Origin of the sequence: Cobetia sp. Ld8 (assembly GCF_045066615.1) — a bacterium.
Classification (GTDB): domain Bacteria; phylum Pseudomonadota; class Gammaproteobacteria; order Pseudomonadales; family Halomonadaceae; genus Cobetia; species Cobetia amphilecti.
The window spans coordinates 623,046-639,981 of sequence record NZ_JBISHF010000006.1 but is presented as its reverse complement, the minus strand read 5'-3'; the positions used below and the strand labels follow the sequence as shown (position 1 = coordinate 639,981).

Genomic DNA, 16,936 nt, shown 5'->3' with positions numbered 1-16,936 from the left:
ACGAACACGAACATGGACACGGACACAAAAAAGCCGCCCCTTCCTTGCCGTGAGGCAGAAAGGGGCGGCTTTTTCGTCAACCGACAGGCGAGGCTAGATCAGGACAGATGATCCGCCGGTGCACTGGCCGGGGTATCGATCATCGCGTGACCTTTGCCACCACCGCCACCGCCGTGACCACCATGGCCGTGGCCATGACCGAACAGACCACAACCACTCAGGGCCAGAGTCGCCGCGACCAGTGCAATCGGAAACAGATTTTTGATACGCATGAATCTCTCCTTCAAAGGGGGGTAGAGGCTGCTGCAGGACCGAGCCGTACAAGATTGCCCGGCGCTGTCTGCAAACCCTATCTGCAAGCCCTGTCAGCAAGCCCTTACTTTCCCCTTCACATTACTCTGATCGACGACCAACGTTAAACCTTCGCAGTAGCCTTCCTTTTTTACTGCACGCCTTGTACAAGAGTTGCGACATGATTGTCGTGTAATGTACTACGCCGTTTTTTCCGGCTCAGCGCGACTTCAAGCCCCGCATATGCGCCGGTATCACCAGGCGCTCGAACAGCTCGAACAGCAGCTCGGCGCAGATGGCCAGCAATGCCGCGGGAATCGCCCCGTAAAGCACCAGATCATAGTCATTGAGCGAAAGCCCGGTGACGATCGGCTCGCCCAGACCACCGGCGCCGATGAAGGCTGCCAGCGTCGCGGTGCCGATATTGATGATGGCAGCGGTCTTGATGCCGGTGAGCAGATTTGGCGTCGCCAGCGGCAGGATGACGTGACGCAACTGCTCGCGACGCGTCAGGCCCATGCCACGTGCCACCTTGACCAGCAGCGGGTCCACCGTCAGCAGCGCGGTGATCGCCGCGCGGATGATCGGCAGCAAGGAATAGACGAACAGCGCGATCACCGCCGGTACCACCCCGATGCCGAACAGCGGAATCATCAGCGCCAGCAGCGCGATGGAGGGGATGGTCTGCAGCAGGCCGGTGACATAGAGCACCACCCGCGAGACCTTCGGATTGCGATAGACAAGCAGTGACAGCGGCAGGCCGACCAGACACGCCAGCAGCAGCGCGGACAGCGTCAACTGCAGGTGCTCGATCAGATTGGTGCCCAGCTTGTCCCACTTGGCGCCGCTGACTTCACGCTGCTCGGTGGTGATGCCCTGCTCCTGAATGAAGCGACTGGCGACCTGGGCGAAGCTCTGCTCGTCGGTGGAGACGCGGGCGTTGAGCGCCTGCATGCTGTCTTCATCGAGGCTGCCCGCCAGCTGGTTGAGCGCCGCGACGGCATCTTCCGGCAAGGCGGCATTCACGAAGGGCACCGCCAGATACTCGGGGAAGTAGCCCTTGTCATCGTCGAGCAGCACGAAGTCGAAGCGCTTGATGTCGCCCTCGGTGGAATAGGCATCGGTGGCGTCGATCTTGCTCTCGCGCAGCGCCTGATAGGCGATGCCGTGCTCGATGCCACGCGGCACCTGGGAAAGCCCGTATTCCGCGGCCAGTCCCGGCCAGCCATCCGGACGCTTGATGAACTCATGCGACATCGCGACGGACAGATCCGGGTGATCGGCCATATCGCCGATGGTACTGATGCCCAGCGACTCGGCCTGATCGCGGCGCATGCTGACGGCGTAGGTATTGTTGAAGCCCAGCGGCTCGAGCACGCGCAGGCCCTGCTCGCGACTCAGCTCATCGAGCTTCTCAAGCGGAGGCACGTCATCCAGCTTGAGAATGGCGTGGGCCAGGGTGCCGGTGTATTCGGGATAGACATCCAGCTCGCCTTCCGCCAGTCCCTGATAGGTGATGATGGTCTGTCCCAGCCCCAGACGGCGCTCGACCGTGAAGCCGGCGTCCTCCAGCACCTGCGCGAAGATCTCGCCCAGCAGATGCCCTTCGCGGTCAGCCTTGGAGCCGACCACGATCGCCTTGTCCTCGGGCCACGCCGCGGCTTGCTCTTCCGCGCTGGCAAGCGGGCTGGACACCAGCGCCCCCAGACTGGCAAGCGCCAGGCCGGCGACCATCAACGCGCCAGACAGCCTGCGGCGCGAGCGTTGCAGGACGGGAGTCGTCATCAGCGTCTTCATGCGCGTGCCTCCAGCAGTCGGGCCACGCGCTCATCCGCTGGCGCCGTGGTGATGGTGTCGGGGCTGGCGGCCTGCAGCACCACACCGGGCGCCATCACCACCATGTGATCAGACAGGCTCAGCGCCTCGTTCATGTCGTGGGTGACCATCACCACGCTGCGCGGCTCCTCCTGCTGCATGCGCTGGAACTGGGCGTGCACCTCGATGCGCGTGATCGGGTCGACGGCCGAGAAGGCCTCATCGAGCAGCAGCAACGGTGGTTCCAGCATCATGGCGCGACACAGCCCGACGCGCTGGGCCTGACCGCCGGAAATCTCGTGGGGATAGCGGGTCAGCAGCGCCATGTCGAGATCCATCATCTGGAACAAGCGCGCGATGCGTGCCTTGACGCGCTCGGCGTTCCAGCCTTCGCGGTCAGCGAGAATGGCGACGTTGTCGCGTACGCTGAGATGGGGAAAGAGGCCGATCTGCTGGACGGCATAGCCGATGCGGCGACGCATGACTGGCAGGTTGGCGTAATCGACGGCGGCGCCGAACACCTTCACCTCGCCTTCATCCGGGCGGATCAAGCCGTTGATCAGCTGCAGCAGGGTCGATTTGCCACAGCCGCTGGCACCGACCAGGGCGGTGATACGGTCACGCGGCAGTTCAAGATCAATGCCTTCAAACAGGCGCTGACCGGCAAAGCCCTTGTGCAGGCCGCTGAAGCGGACTGCCGGGGCGGCGTCATCACTCATCGAGTAGGTCCTTCTAGGCAGGTGAGCATGAGTCTGGAATGGTGGAAAGCGCTGGCGAGTCAGCGCACTTGCACACTAAAGAGTGCCGGTGACACCAGACAGGGGACGGGAATGCTCCCCACTGACGCCCTCACGACTTCCTCAATCAACAGTGACTACAGCGTCTCAGCTTATCAAGTCAGCCCGGCGATGCCGGAGGAATTTCGTTTCCTGAGCTGATTTTCTCGACTTGAGTTTCTCTACCTGACACTCCCCTTCCCGAGTCTCCCTGCTGACCGTCTACCGCAAGCCCTGCGACCTTGGTCAAAGCGCCGCATAATGACCTTTACGTTAACGTCAACTTTGACCTAGAGTAATTTCCATCACACGCCAAGGCGGCCCATGGCGCGCGCACTTGATAAGCCCTACGTGAAAGACCCTTCGCGACAGACCGTTCGCGACAGTCCGTTTGCGACAGACCGTCCGCCATCAGGTCATCACAGCCCCTGGCGGGCCTTGCTCATCGCGCTTCACCGATCTACAGGATGCCAGATCATGCACAGCCTCTATTCACCGCTGGATTTCGGACTCGACGAGACACACACCCTGCTGCGTGAGCAGGTCAACGCCTTTGCCCGCGACGAGATCGCCCCGCGCGCCGCCGAGATCGATGCCAGCAATGCCTTCCCCGATGACCTGTGGCAGAAATTCGGCGACATGGGCCTGCTCGGCATCACCGTGCCCGACGAGGACGGCGGCAGCGGCATGGGCTATCTGGCGCACTGCATCGCGATGGAAGAGATCTCGCGTGCCAGCGCCTCGGTGGCACTCTCCTACGGTGCGCATTCCAACCTGTGCGTGAACCAGATCAAGCTCAACGGCACTGCCGAGCAGAAGGCACGTTATCTGCCGAAACTGATGAGCGGCGAGCATGTCGGCGCGCTGGCGATGTCCGAACCCGGCGCCGGCTCTGACGTGGTCTCGATGCAGCTCAAGGCCGAGCTGCGCGGCGATCACTACGTGCTCAACGGCAACAAGATGTGGATCACCAACGGCCCGGATGCCCACACCCTGGTGGTGTACGCGAAGACCGACCCGGACGCCGGCTCCAAGGGCATCACCGCCTTCATCATCGAGCGTGACTTCCCCGGTTTCTCCACCGCCCAGAAGCTCGACAAGCTCGGCATGCGCGGCTCCAACACCTGCGAGCTGGTCTTCCAGGATTGCCAGGTACCGGTGGAGAACGTGCTGGGTGAGGTCAATCGTGGCGTCAAGGTGCTGATGCGCGGGCTCGATTTCGAGCGCACCGTCCTGGCCGCCGGCCCCATCGGCATCATGCAGGCCTGCATGGATATCGTGGTGCCCTACCTGCATGAGCGTCGTCAGTTCGGCCAGGCCATCGGTGAATTCCAGCTGGTGCAGGGCAAGGTCGCCGACATGTACACCACGCTCAATGCCTGTCGCGCCTATCTGTATGCGGTCGCCAATGCCTGTGATCGCGGCCAGACCTCACGCAAGGACGCCGCGGGCGTCATTCTCTACTGCGCCGAGAAGGCCACCCAGATGGCGCTGGATGCCATCCAGCTGCTTGGCGGCAACGGCTACATCAACGAGTACGCCACCGGGCGCCTGTTGCGTGACGCCAAGCTTTACGAGATCGGCGCCGGTACCAGCGAGATTCGCCGCATGCTGATCGGGCGTGAACTGTTCAACGAGAGCGCCTGATACCTCTCGTCATCCCCTACTCTTTTTCGTATCCCTTCGCCGCTGGAGCTTGCTCGATGGCCATACTGACCTCCCTGATCAACCCGCGCAGTGACCAGTTCCGCGCCAATGAAGCGGCGATGCAGGCCGAGGTCGATCGCCTGCACCAGCTGCTGGAGACCGTCGCGGCCGGTGGCGGCGACAAGGCGCGTGAACGTCACGAGTCGCGCGGCAAGCTGTTCGTGCGCGAACGCATCGACCACCTGATCGATGAAGGCTCGCCCTTCCTCGAACTTTCTGCGCTGGCGGCCCACGACGTCTACGACAGCCCCGTCCCCGGCGCAGGCCTGGTCACCGGCATCGGCCGCGTCAGCGGCGTGGAGTGCGTCATCGTCGCCAACGACGCCACCGTCAAGGGCGGCACCTACTTCCCGATGACGGCCAAGAAGCATCTGCGCGCCCAGGAAATCGCCCGCAAGCATCGCCTGCCTTGTCTCTATCTGGTCGATTCCGGTGGCGCGCATCTGCCCCACCAGGACGAGGTCTTCCCGGACCGCGACCACTTCGGCCGCATCTTCTACAACCAGGCCACGCTGTCTGCCGAGGGTATCCCGCAGATCGCCGTGGTGATGGGGTCATGCACCGCAGGCGGCGCCTACGTGCCGGCGATGGCGGACGAATCCATCATCGTGCGCGAGCAAGGCACCATCTTCTTGGCGGGGCCGCCGCTGGTGAAGGCCGCCACCGGCGAGGACATCAGCGCCGAGGCGCTGGGCGGCGCCGAGGTGCACTGCAAGATCAGCGGCGTGGCCGACCATCTGGCCGACAACGACGCCCATGCCCTGCAGCTGGCTCGCCGCGCCGTGTCGCGCCTCAACTGGCAACGCAAGGGCCAGCTCGCGCTGCGCGAATCGCGTCCGCCACGCCTGGACCCGCAGGAGCTCTACGGCATCGTCGGCACCGATCTCAAGAAACCCTACGACGTGCGCGAGGTGATCGGCCGCCTGGTGGATGACTCGGACTTCGACGAGTTCAAGCGCGAATACGGCGAGACGCTGGTCACCGGCTTCGCGCATCTGCATGGCCATCCGGTCGGCATCCTCGCCAACAATGGCGTGCTGTTCTCGGAAAGCGCCCTCAAGGGCGCGCACTTCATCGAGCTGTGCACCCAGCGCCGGATTCCGCTGATCTTTCTGCAGAACATCACCGGCTTCATGGTCGGCTCGCGCTACGAGCACGAAGGCATCGCCAAGCATGGCGCCAAGCTGGTGGCGGCGGTGGCCTGCGCCAGGGTACCCAAGTTCACGGTGCTGATCGGTGGCAGTTTCGGTGCGGGCAACTACGGCATGTGCGGGCGCGCCTATGACCCCAACCTGCTGTTCATGTGGCCCAACTCACGCATCTCGGTGATGGGCGGCGAGCAGGCCGCCAACGTACTGGCACAGGTCAAGCGCGACCAGCATGCCCGCGAGGGGCGCGAGTGGCCCGCCGAGGAAGAGGAGGCCTTCAAGGCGCCGGTGCGCGAGCAGTATGAGCGTCAGGGCCATCCGACCTACGCCAGTGCGCGCCTGTGGGATGACGGTGTGATCGACCCGCTGCAGACCCGCGACATCCTGGGTCTGTCACTGGCCGCGGCCATGAATGCCGAGATCGAGGACAGTCGCTTCGGTGTGCTGCGCATGTAACCCGTCAAGCGCCACAACAATCCTTGTGGCCTGCATCGAATACCGATAGTCATCTTCAAGCTAACAGAATGGAAGAAATCACGATGACAGAGCCGCGCCAATCGAGTCGACTCGAGATAGATCAACACGGCGTCGCCCGCCTCACTCTGCTGCGCCCCGAGGTGCACAACGCCTTCGATGACCTGCTGATTGCAGAGCTGAATCAGCACCTGGAGAGCCTGCACGCCAGGGCGAGCCGCGACGAGGTGCGTGTGGTGGTGCTGGCCTCCGAGGGCAAGAGCTTCTCGGCCGGCGCCGATCTCAAGTGGATGCAGCGCATGGTCGAGTATTCGCTGGAGGATAACCTCGCCGATTCACGCGAGCTTGCGCGACTGATGCAGCTGCTCGATGAGCTGCCCTGCCCCAGCGTGTGTCGTGTCCAGGGCGCCACCTTCGGCGGTGCCGTCGGCCTGGCGGCCTGCTGCGACATCGTGATTGCCGCCGAGCGGGCGCGCTTCTGTCTCTCCGAAGTGCGCATCGGCCTGGCGCCGGCTGCCATCAGTCCCTACGTGCAGCGCGCCATCGGCTCACGCCAGATGCGCCGTTATGCCCTCAGCGCCGAGGTGATCGACAGCGCCACCGCGCAGCGCATCGGCCTGGTCCACGAGACCTGCCCCGATGAGCTGCTGGAGGCGCGCGTCACGGAGATGGTGCAGACCCTGCTGGCCACCTCGCCTGCCGCCAGTCGCGCCACCAAGGCGCTGCTCAGCGAGGTGGCTCAGGCACCTGCCAGCGCCGCGACCCGTGAACGCTGCTGCGAGGTGATCAGCCAACTGCGCGTCAGCGAACAGGGCCAGGCCGGTCTGGCCGCCTTCTTCGCCGGCACGCCAGCGCCCTGGGTGCCGACCGAGAACCAAACACCCCAGACGTCGAAGTCCTCGTGAACACCAGAGGCCTGAAGCCGCTGACGGCATGTCGACCCTCTCGGCGCTGATCATCACTCTCGGCCATCCACCTCGGCCATGCCTGCCGGATTTTTTCTTACGAGCTTTTCTCTTCCTGATTTCCCTAGCCACCTTCGCCACAGGACGCTTGCCATGAACGCCAACCGCGAGACAGACCAGACCCTCCCCGCCGGTTGCGGCGAGATCCGCAAGCTGCTGGTCGCCAACCGGGGTGAGATCGCCGTACGCGTGATGCGCACCGCTCGCGCGATGGGCATCCAGACAGTGGCGGTCTACTCCGATGCCGACGCCGATGCCCTGCATGTGCGCGAGGCCGACGAGGCCGTGCGTCTCGGCCCCGCCAGCGCCCGCGAAAGCTATCTGGATATCAAAAAGGTGATCGCTGCCGCACGCAAAAGCGGTGCCGATGCCGTGCATCCCGGCTATGGCTTCCTGTCCGAGAACGCCGCCTTCGTCAGCGCGCTGGCCGAGGCCGGCATCATCTTCGTCGGCCCGCCCCAGAGCGCGATCGCCGACATGGGCGACAAGTCCGCCGCCAAGATGCGCATGCAGGCGGCCAATGTGCCGCTGGTGCCCGGCTACCATGGCGATGATCAGCAAGATGAGCTGCTGCAGGCCGAAGCGGACCGCATGGGCTATCCGGTGCTGATCAAGGCCTGCGCCGGCGGTGGCGGCAAGGGCATGCGCGTGGTCGAGAGCGCGCGGGAATTTGCGGCGGCACTGGCCAGCTGTCGCCGTGAATCCCGCGCCGCCTTCGGCGATGAGCGCATGCTGATCGAGAAATACCTGACCCAGCCGCGCCATGTCGAAGTCCAGGTGTTCTGCGACAGCTACGGCAGCGGTGTCTATCTGTTCGAGCGCGATTGCAGTGTCCAGCGTCGCCACCAGAAGGTGCTGGAAGAGGCGCCCGCGCCGGGGCTGACGCCGTCGCTGCGCCGTGAGATGGGCGAGGCCGCCGTGCGGGCAGCGCGCGAGATCGGTTATGTCGGCGCCGGCACCATCGAGTTTCTGCTCGACGCACCGCAACCGGGCAGCGAAAGCCACGGCGCCTTCTACTTCATGGAGATGAATACTCGCCTGCAGGTCGAGCACCCGGTCACCGAGATGATCACCGGCGAAGACCTCGTAGAATGGCAACTGCGCATCGCGCGGGGCGAACGCCTGCCGCGCCAGCAGGATGAGCTGACGTTGACCGGCCACAGCTTCGAGGCGCGTCTCTACGCCGAAGACCCGGACAACGACTTCCTGCCCGCCACCGGTGTGCTGGAACGCTTCCGGCTGGATCTGGCAGGGGGCGGGCTGACCACCCGGCAGGTACGCCTGGACAGCGGCGTCGCCGAGGGCGATGAAGTCTCGATGCATTACGACCCGATGCTGGCCAAGCTGATCAGCTACGGGCCGACACGCGAACAGGCGCTCGAAACGCTGCTGCGCGCGCTGGCAGCGCTGGAAGTGCGCGGCGTCACTACCAATCGCGCCTTCCTGTCCCGTCTGGCGGGCCATGCTGACTTCCGCGCCGCCGAGCTGGATACCCGTTTCATCGAGCGCCATCACGACAGCCTGTTCCCCAGCGCGACACTGGATCATGACAGCCTCGCGGCCAGTGCCTTGCTGGCGCTCTCGCGCCTGAATGAGCAAGCCAGCCACGCATCACATTCGAGCCGCACATCACATTCACGCCAGCCCTGCGCCAGCCCGTGGGAGCGCCGCGATGGCTGGCGCAATGGCCTGCCACACCAGGTACGCCTGGCGCTGTGTCTGCCCGCTGACGCCGATGCCGATGAGCGCAGCGACAAGGTGGCGCATATCATCGCGCGCCGCCCCGTAACGCATGCCTCCCTGGTGAATACGCACACCTCAAATACGTCATCGATGAGCGATTCGCGCGGCGACTGGCAGCTTGAAGTGACCACTCACTGCGGCGATAAAAGACAGACCACAATCCATCTCGGCCGACTCACCCGCCTTGAAGGTAACGCCATCGCCGTGACGCTGGATGGCTATCGTCGCCGCTTCCAGGCCAGTCACGCGTCGGCCCGCGGCGGTGAAGTGCTGGTGCTGTCGTCAGCGCAGCACAGCCAGTCCGGCAGCACTCCACAGGGGGAATCACGCCTGCTGTGGCGGCGTGCCGATGCCGTGGACCACGCGCGCCACGAGACCCAGGCGACCCTGAATGCGCCGATGAATGGCACCGTGGTCGCCCAGCTGGTCGCGCCGGGCAGCCATGTCCCGCAGGGCACGCCCTTGATGGTGATGGAGGCGATGAAGATGGAGCACACCCTCAATGCCCCCGCCGATGGCGAGGTCGCCCAGTTCCACTTCTCGGCCGGTGACAGCGTGATCCAGGGCGATGTGCTGCTCGAGTTCACGGCCGCGCAGGCCGAGGCGGACAACAACGAGTCGAGCAAGGACGAGACGGACAAGGAGTAGTCAGCATGCACTTTCCCCGCAAGGTACGCATCGTCGAGGTGGGGGCACGCGACGGACTGCAGAACGAGTCGGTGCCCGTCGCGACTGCCACCAAGCTTGAGTTGATCCGGCGTCTGAGCGACAGCGGTCTTGCGCATGTCGAGGCCGCCAGTTTCGTCTCGCCCAGGTGGGTGCCGCAGATGGCCGATCACCGCGAGATCATGCTGGCGCTGCGCGACGGCCACGCCAATTCAACAACTGCCAAGTCAGCGACCACTTACTCCGCTCTCACCCCCAACATGAAGGGGCTTGAGGCGGCGCTTGAGTGCGGTGTGCGTGAGGTGGCCGTGTTCGGCTCGGCCAGCGAGTCCTTCTCGCAGCGCAACATCAACTGCTCGATCGCCGAATCGCTTGAGCGCTTTGCGCCGGTGATGGAACACGCCCTCAAGGCCGGTGTGCGTGTGCGCGGCTATGTGTCCTGCGTGCTCGGCTGCCCCTATGAAGGCCAGATAGCCCCCGCCGAGGTGGCTGCCGTCGCTCGCGAACTCAAGGCCATGGGCTGCTACGAAGTCTCGCTTGGCGACACCATCGGCGTCGGCACGCCGCTCAAGGCCAAGCACATGCTGGAGCAGGTCAGTCGCGAGGTGCCGATCACGCAGCTCGCCGCCCACTTCCACGACACCTACGGCCAGGCGCTCGCCAATCTCTACGCCGTGCTGGAAGAGGGCATCGCGGTGATCGACAGTTCGGTGGCGGGTCTGGGCGGCTGCCCCTACGCCAAGGGCGCCTCGGGCAATGTCGCCAGTGAAGACGTGCTCTATCTGCTTGAGGGCATGGGCATCGAGACGGGGGTGGATCTGGCAGCACTGGCCCGCACCGGCGACTGGATCAGCCGCACGCTTGGGCGGCCGAATAGTTCACGCGTCGGTCAGGCGCTGATGGCCAGCGGCTGAGGGCGAGTGGCTTGAGGCGCTGCCAAGAGAGGCCGCAGTGGCGCGCTCTGATTGCGACCAAGGGCCGCACTGGATGGTCGCTGTCATGGAATCGGTGTAGGCTTGCCGCCGTTCGCGCACCGCTTGAGCCCGATGCGCGCCTTCCAACACCATGTCTCGGCCTGAATCTTCGCCCGACTTCTTAACGGGTGAAGCGCGAGACAGCTTTCAGGACACCGTGATGAGCGCCCTCCCGAACTGCCCGGCCTGCAATTCCGAATTCACCTACGACGACGGCATGCAGTACGTCTGCCCTGAATGTGCCCATGAGTGGTCCAAGGAAGCCGCCGTCGAGGAAGCCGGCCCGGTATTCCGCGATGCCAACGGCAACGAGCTGGTCGATGGCGATACCGTCACCGTCATCAAGGACCTGAAGATCAAGGGCACCTCCTCCGTCGTCAAGGTCGGCACCAAGGTCAAGAACATCCGCCTGGTGGAAGGCGATCACGACATCGACTGCAAGATCGATGGCGTCGGCCCGATGAAGCTGAAATCGATCTTCGTCAAGAAAGCCTGATCGCTCTGCCGCCTGACACGACGATGCCCCGCCTGCGCTCTGTGCGCGACGGGGCATCGTCGTTTGTGGACTGTCGTTTGTGGACTGTCGTTTCCAGCCCGTCATTTCCGGCTTGCCGAGGCGCCTTGCTCAGCCCGGGCTGGCCAGCCCTGGCCCGCTCCAGCCCACCACCCCAGCAAGTGCTCACTCACTCCTCAGGCGACGTCTTGTCGAGCGGCGTGACCTTGGACAGGCGTATGCGGCGCTGACCGCCGACCTCGAATTCAAAGCGGCCACTCACCTGGACCTCGCGCCCGATATAGGCACCGATGCGCTCCGGTGGCAGCAGTTCCAGGCGCTGCTGTCCTTCGCCTTCCAGCCAGTAGCGGTTGGGCACGTCTTCGCTGCGCACCCTGCCCTGCACGGCCACCTGCTCGCCCTGCCAGGCCTCGGAGTGTTCCAGCAGCGTCGCCACGCTGGTAGGGCGTGGGCCATTGACACCATCGCATCCCGTTGTGGCTATCAGCATCACCGCCACGGCCACCATCGCCAGCCAGTGTTGCATCCCCTTGTTCATCTTCATTCCTCGCGCGACTGATACTTCATCGGGGGCTACCCGCTCGCTCATTCACTCGCTTGCGGCTTGAGGGGACTCGGGCAACGGCCCGGCAGTCGAGTTCCTCGCCCCTCGCGTCGAATGGCGATATCTCGTGGTCACCCAGACGCACCTGACGCCTGACGTGGACTCATGCACAGTCTGACAGCTGCCACGCGAGGCGATAACTCCCTGACCAATAGAATCAGCCATCAGGATCAGTCCTCAACGCAGGCCGTGAGGCGCCGCGCTACCCGCCGGCCCCATCACGACTCTGAGGCCTGTCATGCTGAGGCATGGTCGCCGTCAGCGGTGTCTGCGGGTACCGCCCTTGTCTCGCGCGCCCGCCGCACCTATATCATTGCCCCACAGGGGCACACCGCGCCATCGACGAGACGTGAATGAAACGCTTCGTCATATCGCCCTGCCGGCACCTCATCAGGAGAATCACATGAAGACAGCCAAGGTGGCCTATATCACCGGCGGTGCTCAAGGCATCGGCCGCGGCATCAGCGACTACCTGCTCGCCCACGGCTGGCGCGTGGCCGTGGCGGATATCGATGCCGAGGCAGGCCAGCAATATCGAGAGATGAAGAAGCGACAGGCGCGCGGGCTCGCTGAGGAGTCTGCAGCGCCGTCGGGGGAACTTGCACAACGCTCGGCAGCGCCGCCTGGTGAGCAGCCCGCAGAGGACATCGGCGAGCGCCTGCGCGTCTTCACGCTGGATGTGCGTGACGAGAAATCCGTGGCCGCCAGCCTCGCGGCTACCTGCGAGGCCTTCGGGCGGCTGGACGCGGTGATCAACAATGCCGCGATCGCCGATCCCTTCCAGGGCAAGCTTGAGGAGCTGTCACTCGAGCGCTGGCATCAGGTACTCGACACCAGCCTGACCAGCAGCTTCCTGACCGCCAAGCATGCGGCGCGTCATCTGCGCGAGACTGGCGGCAGCATCGTCAATCTGGCCTCCAGCCGCGCGCTGCAGTCCGAGCCGCACAGCGAAGCCTACGCCGCCAGCAAGGGCGGCATCGTCGCCCTCACCCACGCCATGGCGATGAGCCTCGGGCCGGAGATTCGCGTCAATGCGGTCAGCCCGGGCTGGATCGACGTCAGCGCTCTGCAGAAAAGCGGCGAGGCCGAGTCGCTGAGTGACGAAGACCACGCCCAGCACCCCGTCGGGCGCGTCGGCCATGTCGATGACATCGCCGCGCTGGTGGCCTTCCTGATCTCGGACAAGGCCGGCTTCATCACCGGCCAGAATCATGTCGTCGATGGCGGGATGACGCGCAAGATGGTTTACGTCGACTGATACGACAACGCCGACCGAGACGACAAGGCCGACTGATACGACAACGCCGACTGAGACGACATGGCCAACTGAGACGACAACGCCGACTGAGACGACATGGCCAACTGAGACGACAACGCCTGACGCGATTGCACGTCAGGCGTTGTCAGTTCTTGAGCTGCGTCCGGGTTTCCCTGAACGCTCAACTGCGGGCTTGTCTTGAGCGGGCCGTGGTCACACCGCGTGCGGTGCCAGCCACTGCTTGAGCTGACCGGCCTGCATCACGCCTGATTCGCGCGCCAGCTCCTTGCCCTGCTTCATCACCAGCAGCGTCGGAATGCTGCGGATGCCGAAACGACCGGCCAGCGCCTGCTGGGCTTCGGTGTCGATCTTGGCGAAACGCACACGGGTGCCCATCTGCGCGGCGACTTCATTGAAGATCGGCCCCATCATCTTGCACGGGCCACACCAGCTGGCCCAGAAGTCGATGACCACCGGCATTTCACTGCGCACCACCAGAGCCTCGAAGTTGTCGCTGGTCAGTTCCAGCGGCTCCTGGGGCAGTACGGCGGCGCTGCACTTGCCGCAGCTGGGGTTGTCATCCAGACGCGCGGTGGCCACACGATTGAGAGCGAGACATTGCGGACAGGCCAGCACGAGGGATTCAGACATGATCGGACTCCAGAGAAATGGGGATGCGGCGCGCCACGTGACGGTCAACCGTCAGGTGCGTACCGATAAGCGCAGATCATACGACTCGTGGGCCAGGAAGCAATTGAGCCACCTTATCGCCCTGATTGGCTGGCTGTATGAGCCCGCCTGATCTGAACGAACTGAACGAAATGAACGCCCCCCCTGCCCTTCAGGTTGAGCACACCCAAGCGTCGGTCAGATGCTGGCCAGCCCGAACTTGATGCACAGCGTCACCAGCACCAGCAGGAAGAGGGTTTCCACCACCATCAGGATCACCGGCTTCCAGCCCACCACCGCCAGCTTCTGGAATGACGTCTTGACGCCCAGCGCGGCAATCGCCGCCACCAGACACCAGCGCGACAGGTCGGTGAAGCCTTCCACGGCGACACTCGGCACCCAGCCGAGGCTGTTGATCAACACCAGTGCCACGAAGGCGATCAGGAAGGTGGGGAACATCGGCACCTTGCCGCCCTCATCGCCATTGGCCTGGCGCGCACTGCGGAACAGCAGCATGAAGACCATCACCGCCGGCACCAGCATCGCCACCCGCAGCAGCTTGACGAAGGTCGAGACATCCCCGGTGTGCTCGGAAATGATGTAGCCCGCGCCCACCACCTGAGCCACGTCATGGATGGTGCCGCCGAGGAAGATGCCGGCCTCGGCATCATCCAGCCCTAGCAGCCTGACGATCAGCGGATAGGTGATCATCGCCACGGTCGAGAGGGTCGTCACCCCGACCACGGTCATGATGGTGTGACGCTCGCTGGTGGCGTTGCGCGGCATCACCGCCGACAGCGCCAGAGCCGCCGAGGCACCGCAGATGGCCACCGAGCCACCTGTCAGCAGCCCCATGTCGCGGTCCAGCCCCATCACGCGGGCCAGCAGCGCGCCGAACAGGATGGTCGCCACCACCCCGAGCACCACCGTGATCACCGGGCCGAGACCGAGACTCGCGACCTGCTCCAGCGTGATGCGCACGCCCAGCAGAGCCACGCCGAGGCGCAATACTGTCTTGGAGGCGAACTCGATGCCCGCCTTGCACGGCCCCTCCTCGGAGAGAAAGTGCAGCGACATGCCGAACAGCAGCGCATAGAGCAGCGTCGGGCCGCCGTAGTGATCGGCGATGAAGGTGGTCGCCAGCGCGATGATGATGCAGATCAACAGGCCCGGCATGATGGTGCGCACGCGCCCTTCCAGGGTCCGCCACAGGCTGGTGGGCGGGGTGGGTGTGTCGTGCAGTGATGAACTGTTGTCAGTGGCCACGCGGATTCCTCTTGAAGACCAGCAAGCTGTGACGGGCAAGCTGCCCCGCCGCGATGTGTCGTTCAGGCACGAAGGCCTGCTAGCTGGCCTGGGCCATGTTCACCTGGGCGGCCTTGATCATGTCGGCGGCCTTCTCGGCGATCATGATGGTCGGCGCATTGGTATTGCCGGACACGATCACCGGCATGATCGAGGCATCCACCACGCGCAAGCCGTGTAAGCCATGGACACGCAGCTCGTCATCCACCACCGCCAGCGCATCGTGGCCCATCTTGCAGGTGCCCGCCGGGTGATAGATGGTCTGGCTGAACTGACGCGCGGCTTCCAGCAACTCCTCATCACTCTGGTAGTGCGCGCCCGGCACGTACTCCTCGCTGATCACCGAAGCCAGCGGCGCTGCCTGGGCGATACGCCGCGCCACCTTGATGGCATCGACCACCACGCGGCGGTCTTCCTCGGCGCTCAGATAGTTGGGCTGGATGGAAGGATAGATGCTGGCGTCGGCGCTGGTGATGCGCACCTGGCCGCGACTGTGCGGGCGCAGCTGACACACCGAGGACGTGAACGCCGAGAACGGATGCACGCCATCGGCGGGCTTGTCGGCACTCAACGGCTGCATGTGGAACTGGATATCGGGGCGCGTCAGCCCCTCGCGCGACTGGGTAAAGGCGCACACCTGACTGGCCGCCAGCGTCAGCGGGCCGGTACGCGTGAAGAGGTACTGGGTGCCGACCGCCAGCTTCTTGAGCGGATGACGTACCTCGTCATTGAGGGTGCGGCACTGGGTCTTGAAGACCAGCCGTACCTGCAGGTGGTCCTGCAGGTTTTCCCCGACTCCCGGCAGCGCGTGCAGGCATTCGACGCCGACACTGGCCAGATGCTCGGGCTCACCGATACCGGAGCACTGCAGAATCTGCGGGCTGCCGATGGCGCCGCTGGACAGCAGCACCTCGCGCTCGGCGCGCGCCGTGTGGATCGTGCCCTTCACCTCGTATTCCACTCCTACCGCACGCTTGCCTTCCAGCAACACGCGGCGACAGTGCGCATGCTTGACCAGTGTCAGATTGCTGCGCGTGAGCGCCGGACGCAGGAAAGCCCTGGCCGTGCTGCAGCGCAGGCCCTTGTAGGTGGTCTGCTGGAAATAGCCGACCCCTTCCTGGCGCTCGCCATTGACGTCCTGGTTGAGCGGAATCCCCGCCTCCACCGCCGCCTCGATGAAGCGCTCCGCGATCTCGCGCTTGAGGCGCAGGTCAGAGACATACAGCGGCCCATCGGTGCCGTGCCATTGGTTGGCGCCACGCGCCTGACACTCCGACTTGCGGAAGTACGGCAGCACTGACGCGTAGTCCCAGCCCTGATTGCCCGCGGCCGCCCAGTCGTCGTAGTCCTCGTGCTGGCCACGGATATACAGCAGCCCATTGAGCGAGCTGGAACCGCCCAGCACCTTGCCCCGCGGCCACTGCAGCCGACGACCATTGATGCCCTTGTCAGGGTCGGTGAGATAGCACCAGTCGGTGGCCGGGTTATGCATCGTCTTGAAATAGCCCACCGGCACATGAATCCACGGATTCCAGTCCGAGCCGCCGGCTTCCAGCAGCAAGACCTTGATGGAAGGGTCTTCGGTTAGACGATTAGCTAGCACGCAACCGGCTGACCCCGCTCCGATCACGATGTAGTCATAGGCGGCTGATGCGTCGGCATTGGCGTAACGTGTTGTTTTCATTATTTTATATACCATATCGAGACATATTGTCTCATAATCATGGTATCAAAATTGGGATTCGTCAAATACGAAACGTATTGTCTCAATATCTTTGCCAAAGCTGAAAAAGTGCCCTACATTGAGATTTGAAACGCCGGTAACGGTACTTTTCGTCTCGTTATACGACCAACTATGTAAGACGAACTAGCGAGAACGACACAGACCGCCATCAATGGCAGTCACCAGAGAGGCCAGAAGCAGGGCTCATGGGCTCTGGAGACATGCTTGAGGAGAGCCTGAAGAGGGCTTGAGGAGACTCTGAAGAGACTTTGGAGTGGTTTGGAGAGGCTTTGAAGAAATAGCA

The 16,936-nt window shown here is 64.0% G+C and carries 14 protein-coding genes; 7 read left to right on the top strand and 7 right to left on the bottom strand.

The features are described 5' to 3' along the window. Positions 1 to 98 precede the first annotated feature (98 nt). From ACJJV2_RS04430 to ACJJV2_RS04420, 3 genes are all read right to left on the bottom strand, one after another. Positions 99 to 272, bottom strand: coding sequence for a hypothetical protein (locus tag ACJJV2_RS04430; RefSeq protein WP_165873989.1), 174 nt, complete (start codon positions 270 to 272; stop codon positions 99 to 101). A 238-nt stretch (positions 273 to 510) separates the two neighbouring features. Further along, a complete protein-coding gene (locus ACJJV2_RS04425) occupies positions 511 to 2,076 on the bottom strand; it encodes a glycine betaine ABC transporter substrate-binding protein (RefSeq protein ID WP_405278533.1) in 1,566 nt (521 codons plus the stop codon). A gap of 8 nt (positions 2,077 to 2,084) precedes the next feature. Continuing rightward, the gene (locus tag ACJJV2_RS04420; protein WP_405278531.1) at positions 2,085 to 2,825 is read right to left on the bottom strand and encodes an ATP-binding cassette domain-containing protein; all 741 of its coding nucleotides are present in this window, start codon (positions 2,823 to 2,825) and stop codon (positions 2,085 to 2,087) included. Positions 2,826 to 3,359: 534 nt separating this feature from the next. On the opposite strand from ACJJV2_RS04420, the gene ACJJV2_RS04415 reads away from it, so the two are divergent. The 6 genes from ACJJV2_RS04415 to ACJJV2_RS04390 all read left to right on the top strand — a co-directional run bounded on the left by ACJJV2_RS04415 (position 3,360) and on the right by ACJJV2_RS04390 (position 11,055). Continuing rightward, positions 3,360 to 4,529, top strand: a complete 1,170-nt coding sequence (locus ACJJV2_RS04415) for an isovaleryl-CoA dehydrogenase (RefSeq protein WP_043331338.1) — start codon at positions 3,360 to 3,362, stop codon at positions 4,527 to 4,529. Positions 4,530 to 4,585: 56 nt separating this feature from the next. Next, positions 4,586 to 6,193, top strand: a complete 1,608-nt coding sequence (locus ACJJV2_RS04410) for a carboxyl transferase domain-containing protein (protein ID WP_054555514.1) — start codon at positions 4,586 to 4,588, stop codon at positions 6,191 to 6,193. An 83-nt stretch (positions 6,194 to 6,276) separates the two neighbouring features. Continuing rightward, complete coding sequence (locus tag ACJJV2_RS04405) at positions 6,277 to 7,116, top strand: enoyl-CoA hydratase-related protein (RefSeq protein ID WP_405278528.1); 840 nt, start codon at positions 6,277 to 6,279, stop codon at positions 7,114 to 7,116. A 153-nt stretch (positions 7,117 to 7,269) separates the two neighbouring features. Further along, the gene (locus ACJJV2_RS04400) at positions 7,270 to 9,567 is read left to right on the top strand and encodes an acetyl/propionyl/methylcrotonyl-CoA carboxylase subunit alpha (protein ID WP_405278526.1); all 2,298 of its coding nucleotides are present in this window, start codon (positions 7,270 to 7,272) and stop codon (positions 9,565 to 9,567) included. A 5-nt stretch (positions 9,568 to 9,572) separates the two neighbouring features. Beyond that, the gene (locus ACJJV2_RS04395) at positions 9,573 to 10,499 is read left to right on the top strand and encodes a hydroxymethylglutaryl-CoA lyase (protein WP_405278524.1); all 927 of its coding nucleotides are present in this window, start codon (positions 9,573 to 9,575) and stop codon (positions 10,497 to 10,499) included. A 220-nt stretch (positions 10,500 to 10,719) separates the two neighbouring features. Then, the gene (locus tag ACJJV2_RS04390) at positions 10,720 to 11,055 is read left to right on the top strand and encodes a zinc ribbon domain-containing protein YjdM (RefSeq protein WP_107336248.1); all 336 of its coding nucleotides are present in this window, start codon (positions 10,720 to 10,722) and stop codon (positions 11,053 to 11,055) included. Between the two features lie 187 nt (positions 11,056 to 11,242). Here the strand turns inward: ACJJV2_RS04390 and ACJJV2_RS04385 are convergent, their stop codons facing one another. Then, positions 11,243 to 11,611 (bottom strand): hypothetical protein, encoded by a 369-nt coding sequence (locus ACJJV2_RS04385; RefSeq protein ID WP_405278522.1) that lies wholly within the window; start codon positions 11,609 to 11,611, stop codon positions 11,243 to 11,245. A gap of 469 nt (positions 11,612 to 12,080) precedes the next feature. On the opposite strand from ACJJV2_RS04385, the gene ACJJV2_RS04380 reads away from it, so the two are divergent. Continuing rightward, positions 12,081 to 12,935 (top strand): SDR family oxidoreductase, encoded by an 855-nt coding sequence (locus ACJJV2_RS04380; protein ID WP_405278520.1) that lies wholly within the window; start codon positions 12,081 to 12,083, stop codon positions 12,933 to 12,935. Positions 12,936 to 13,148: 213 nt separating this feature from the next. Here ACJJV2_RS04380 and trxC read toward each other — a convergent pair whose 3' ends face one another. From trxC to ACJJV2_RS04365, 3 genes are all read right to left on the bottom strand, one after another. Then, complete coding sequence (gene trxC / locus ACJJV2_RS04375; protein WP_213113945.1) at positions 13,149 to 13,586, bottom strand: thioredoxin TrxC; 438 nt, start codon at positions 13,584 to 13,586, stop codon at positions 13,149 to 13,151. 216 nt (positions 13,587 to 13,802) lie between these two features. Beyond that, positions 13,803 to 14,870, bottom strand: a complete 1,068-nt coding sequence (locus tag ACJJV2_RS04370; RefSeq protein WP_225347067.1) for a YeiH family protein — start codon at positions 14,868 to 14,870, stop codon at positions 13,803 to 13,805. 79 nt (positions 14,871 to 14,949) lie between these two features. Further along, the gene (locus ACJJV2_RS04365; protein WP_405278517.1) at positions 14,950 to 16,593 is read right to left on the bottom strand and encodes a GMC family oxidoreductase; all 1,644 of its coding nucleotides are present in this window, start codon (positions 16,591 to 16,593) and stop codon (positions 14,950 to 14,952) included. Between the last annotated feature and the right edge of the window lie 343 nt (positions 16,594 to 16,936).

Bases quoted from the DNA above. Each gene is read 5' to 3' on its own strand.
- ACJJV2_RS04430 (WP_165873989.1), bottom strand. From the start codon at position 272: ATGCGTATCAAAAATCTGTTTCCGATTGCACTGGTCGCGGCGACTCTG.
- ACJJV2_RS04425 (WP_405278533.1), bottom strand. From the start codon at position 2,076: ATGACGACTCCCGTCCTGCAACGCTCGCGCCGCAGGCTGTCTGGCGCG.
- ACJJV2_RS04420 (WP_405278531.1), bottom strand. From the start codon at position 2,825: ATGAGTGATGACGCCGCCCCGGCAGTCCGCTTCAGCGGCCTGCACAAG.
- ACJJV2_RS04415 (WP_043331338.1), top strand. From the start codon at position 3,360: ATGCACAGCCTCTATTCACCGCTGGATTTCGGACTCGACGAGACACAC.
- ACJJV2_RS04410 (WP_054555514.1), top strand. From the start codon at position 4,586: ATGGCCATACTGACCTCCCTGATCAACCCGCGCAGTGACCAGTTCCGC.
- ACJJV2_RS04405 (WP_405278528.1), top strand. From the start codon at position 6,277: ATGACAGAGCCGCGCCAATCGAGTCGACTCGAGATAGATCAACACGGC.
- ACJJV2_RS04400 (WP_405278526.1), top strand. From the start codon at position 7,270: ATGAACGCCAACCGCGAGACAGACCAGACCCTCCCCGCCGGTTGCGGC.
- ACJJV2_RS04395 (WP_405278524.1), top strand. From the start codon at position 9,573: ATGCACTTTCCCCGCAAGGTACGCATCGTCGAGGTGGGGGCACGCGAC.
- ACJJV2_RS04390 (WP_107336248.1), top strand. From the start codon at position 10,720: ATGAGCGCCCTCCCGAACTGCCCGGCCTGCAATTCCGAATTCACCTAC.
- ACJJV2_RS04385 (WP_405278522.1), bottom strand. From the start codon at position 11,611: ATGAACAAGGGGATGCAACACTGGCTGGCGATGGTGGCCGTGGCGGTG.
- ACJJV2_RS04380 (WP_405278520.1), top strand. From the start codon at position 12,081: ATGAAGACAGCCAAGGTGGCCTATATCACCGGCGGTGCTCAAGGCATC.
- trxC (WP_213113945.1), bottom strand. From the start codon at position 13,586: ATGTCTGAATCCCTCGTGCTGGCCTGTCCGCAATGTCTCGCTCTCAAT.
- ACJJV2_RS04365 (WP_405278517.1), bottom strand. From the start codon at position 16,593: ATGAAAACAACACGTTACGCCAATGCCGACGCATCAGCCGCCTATGAC.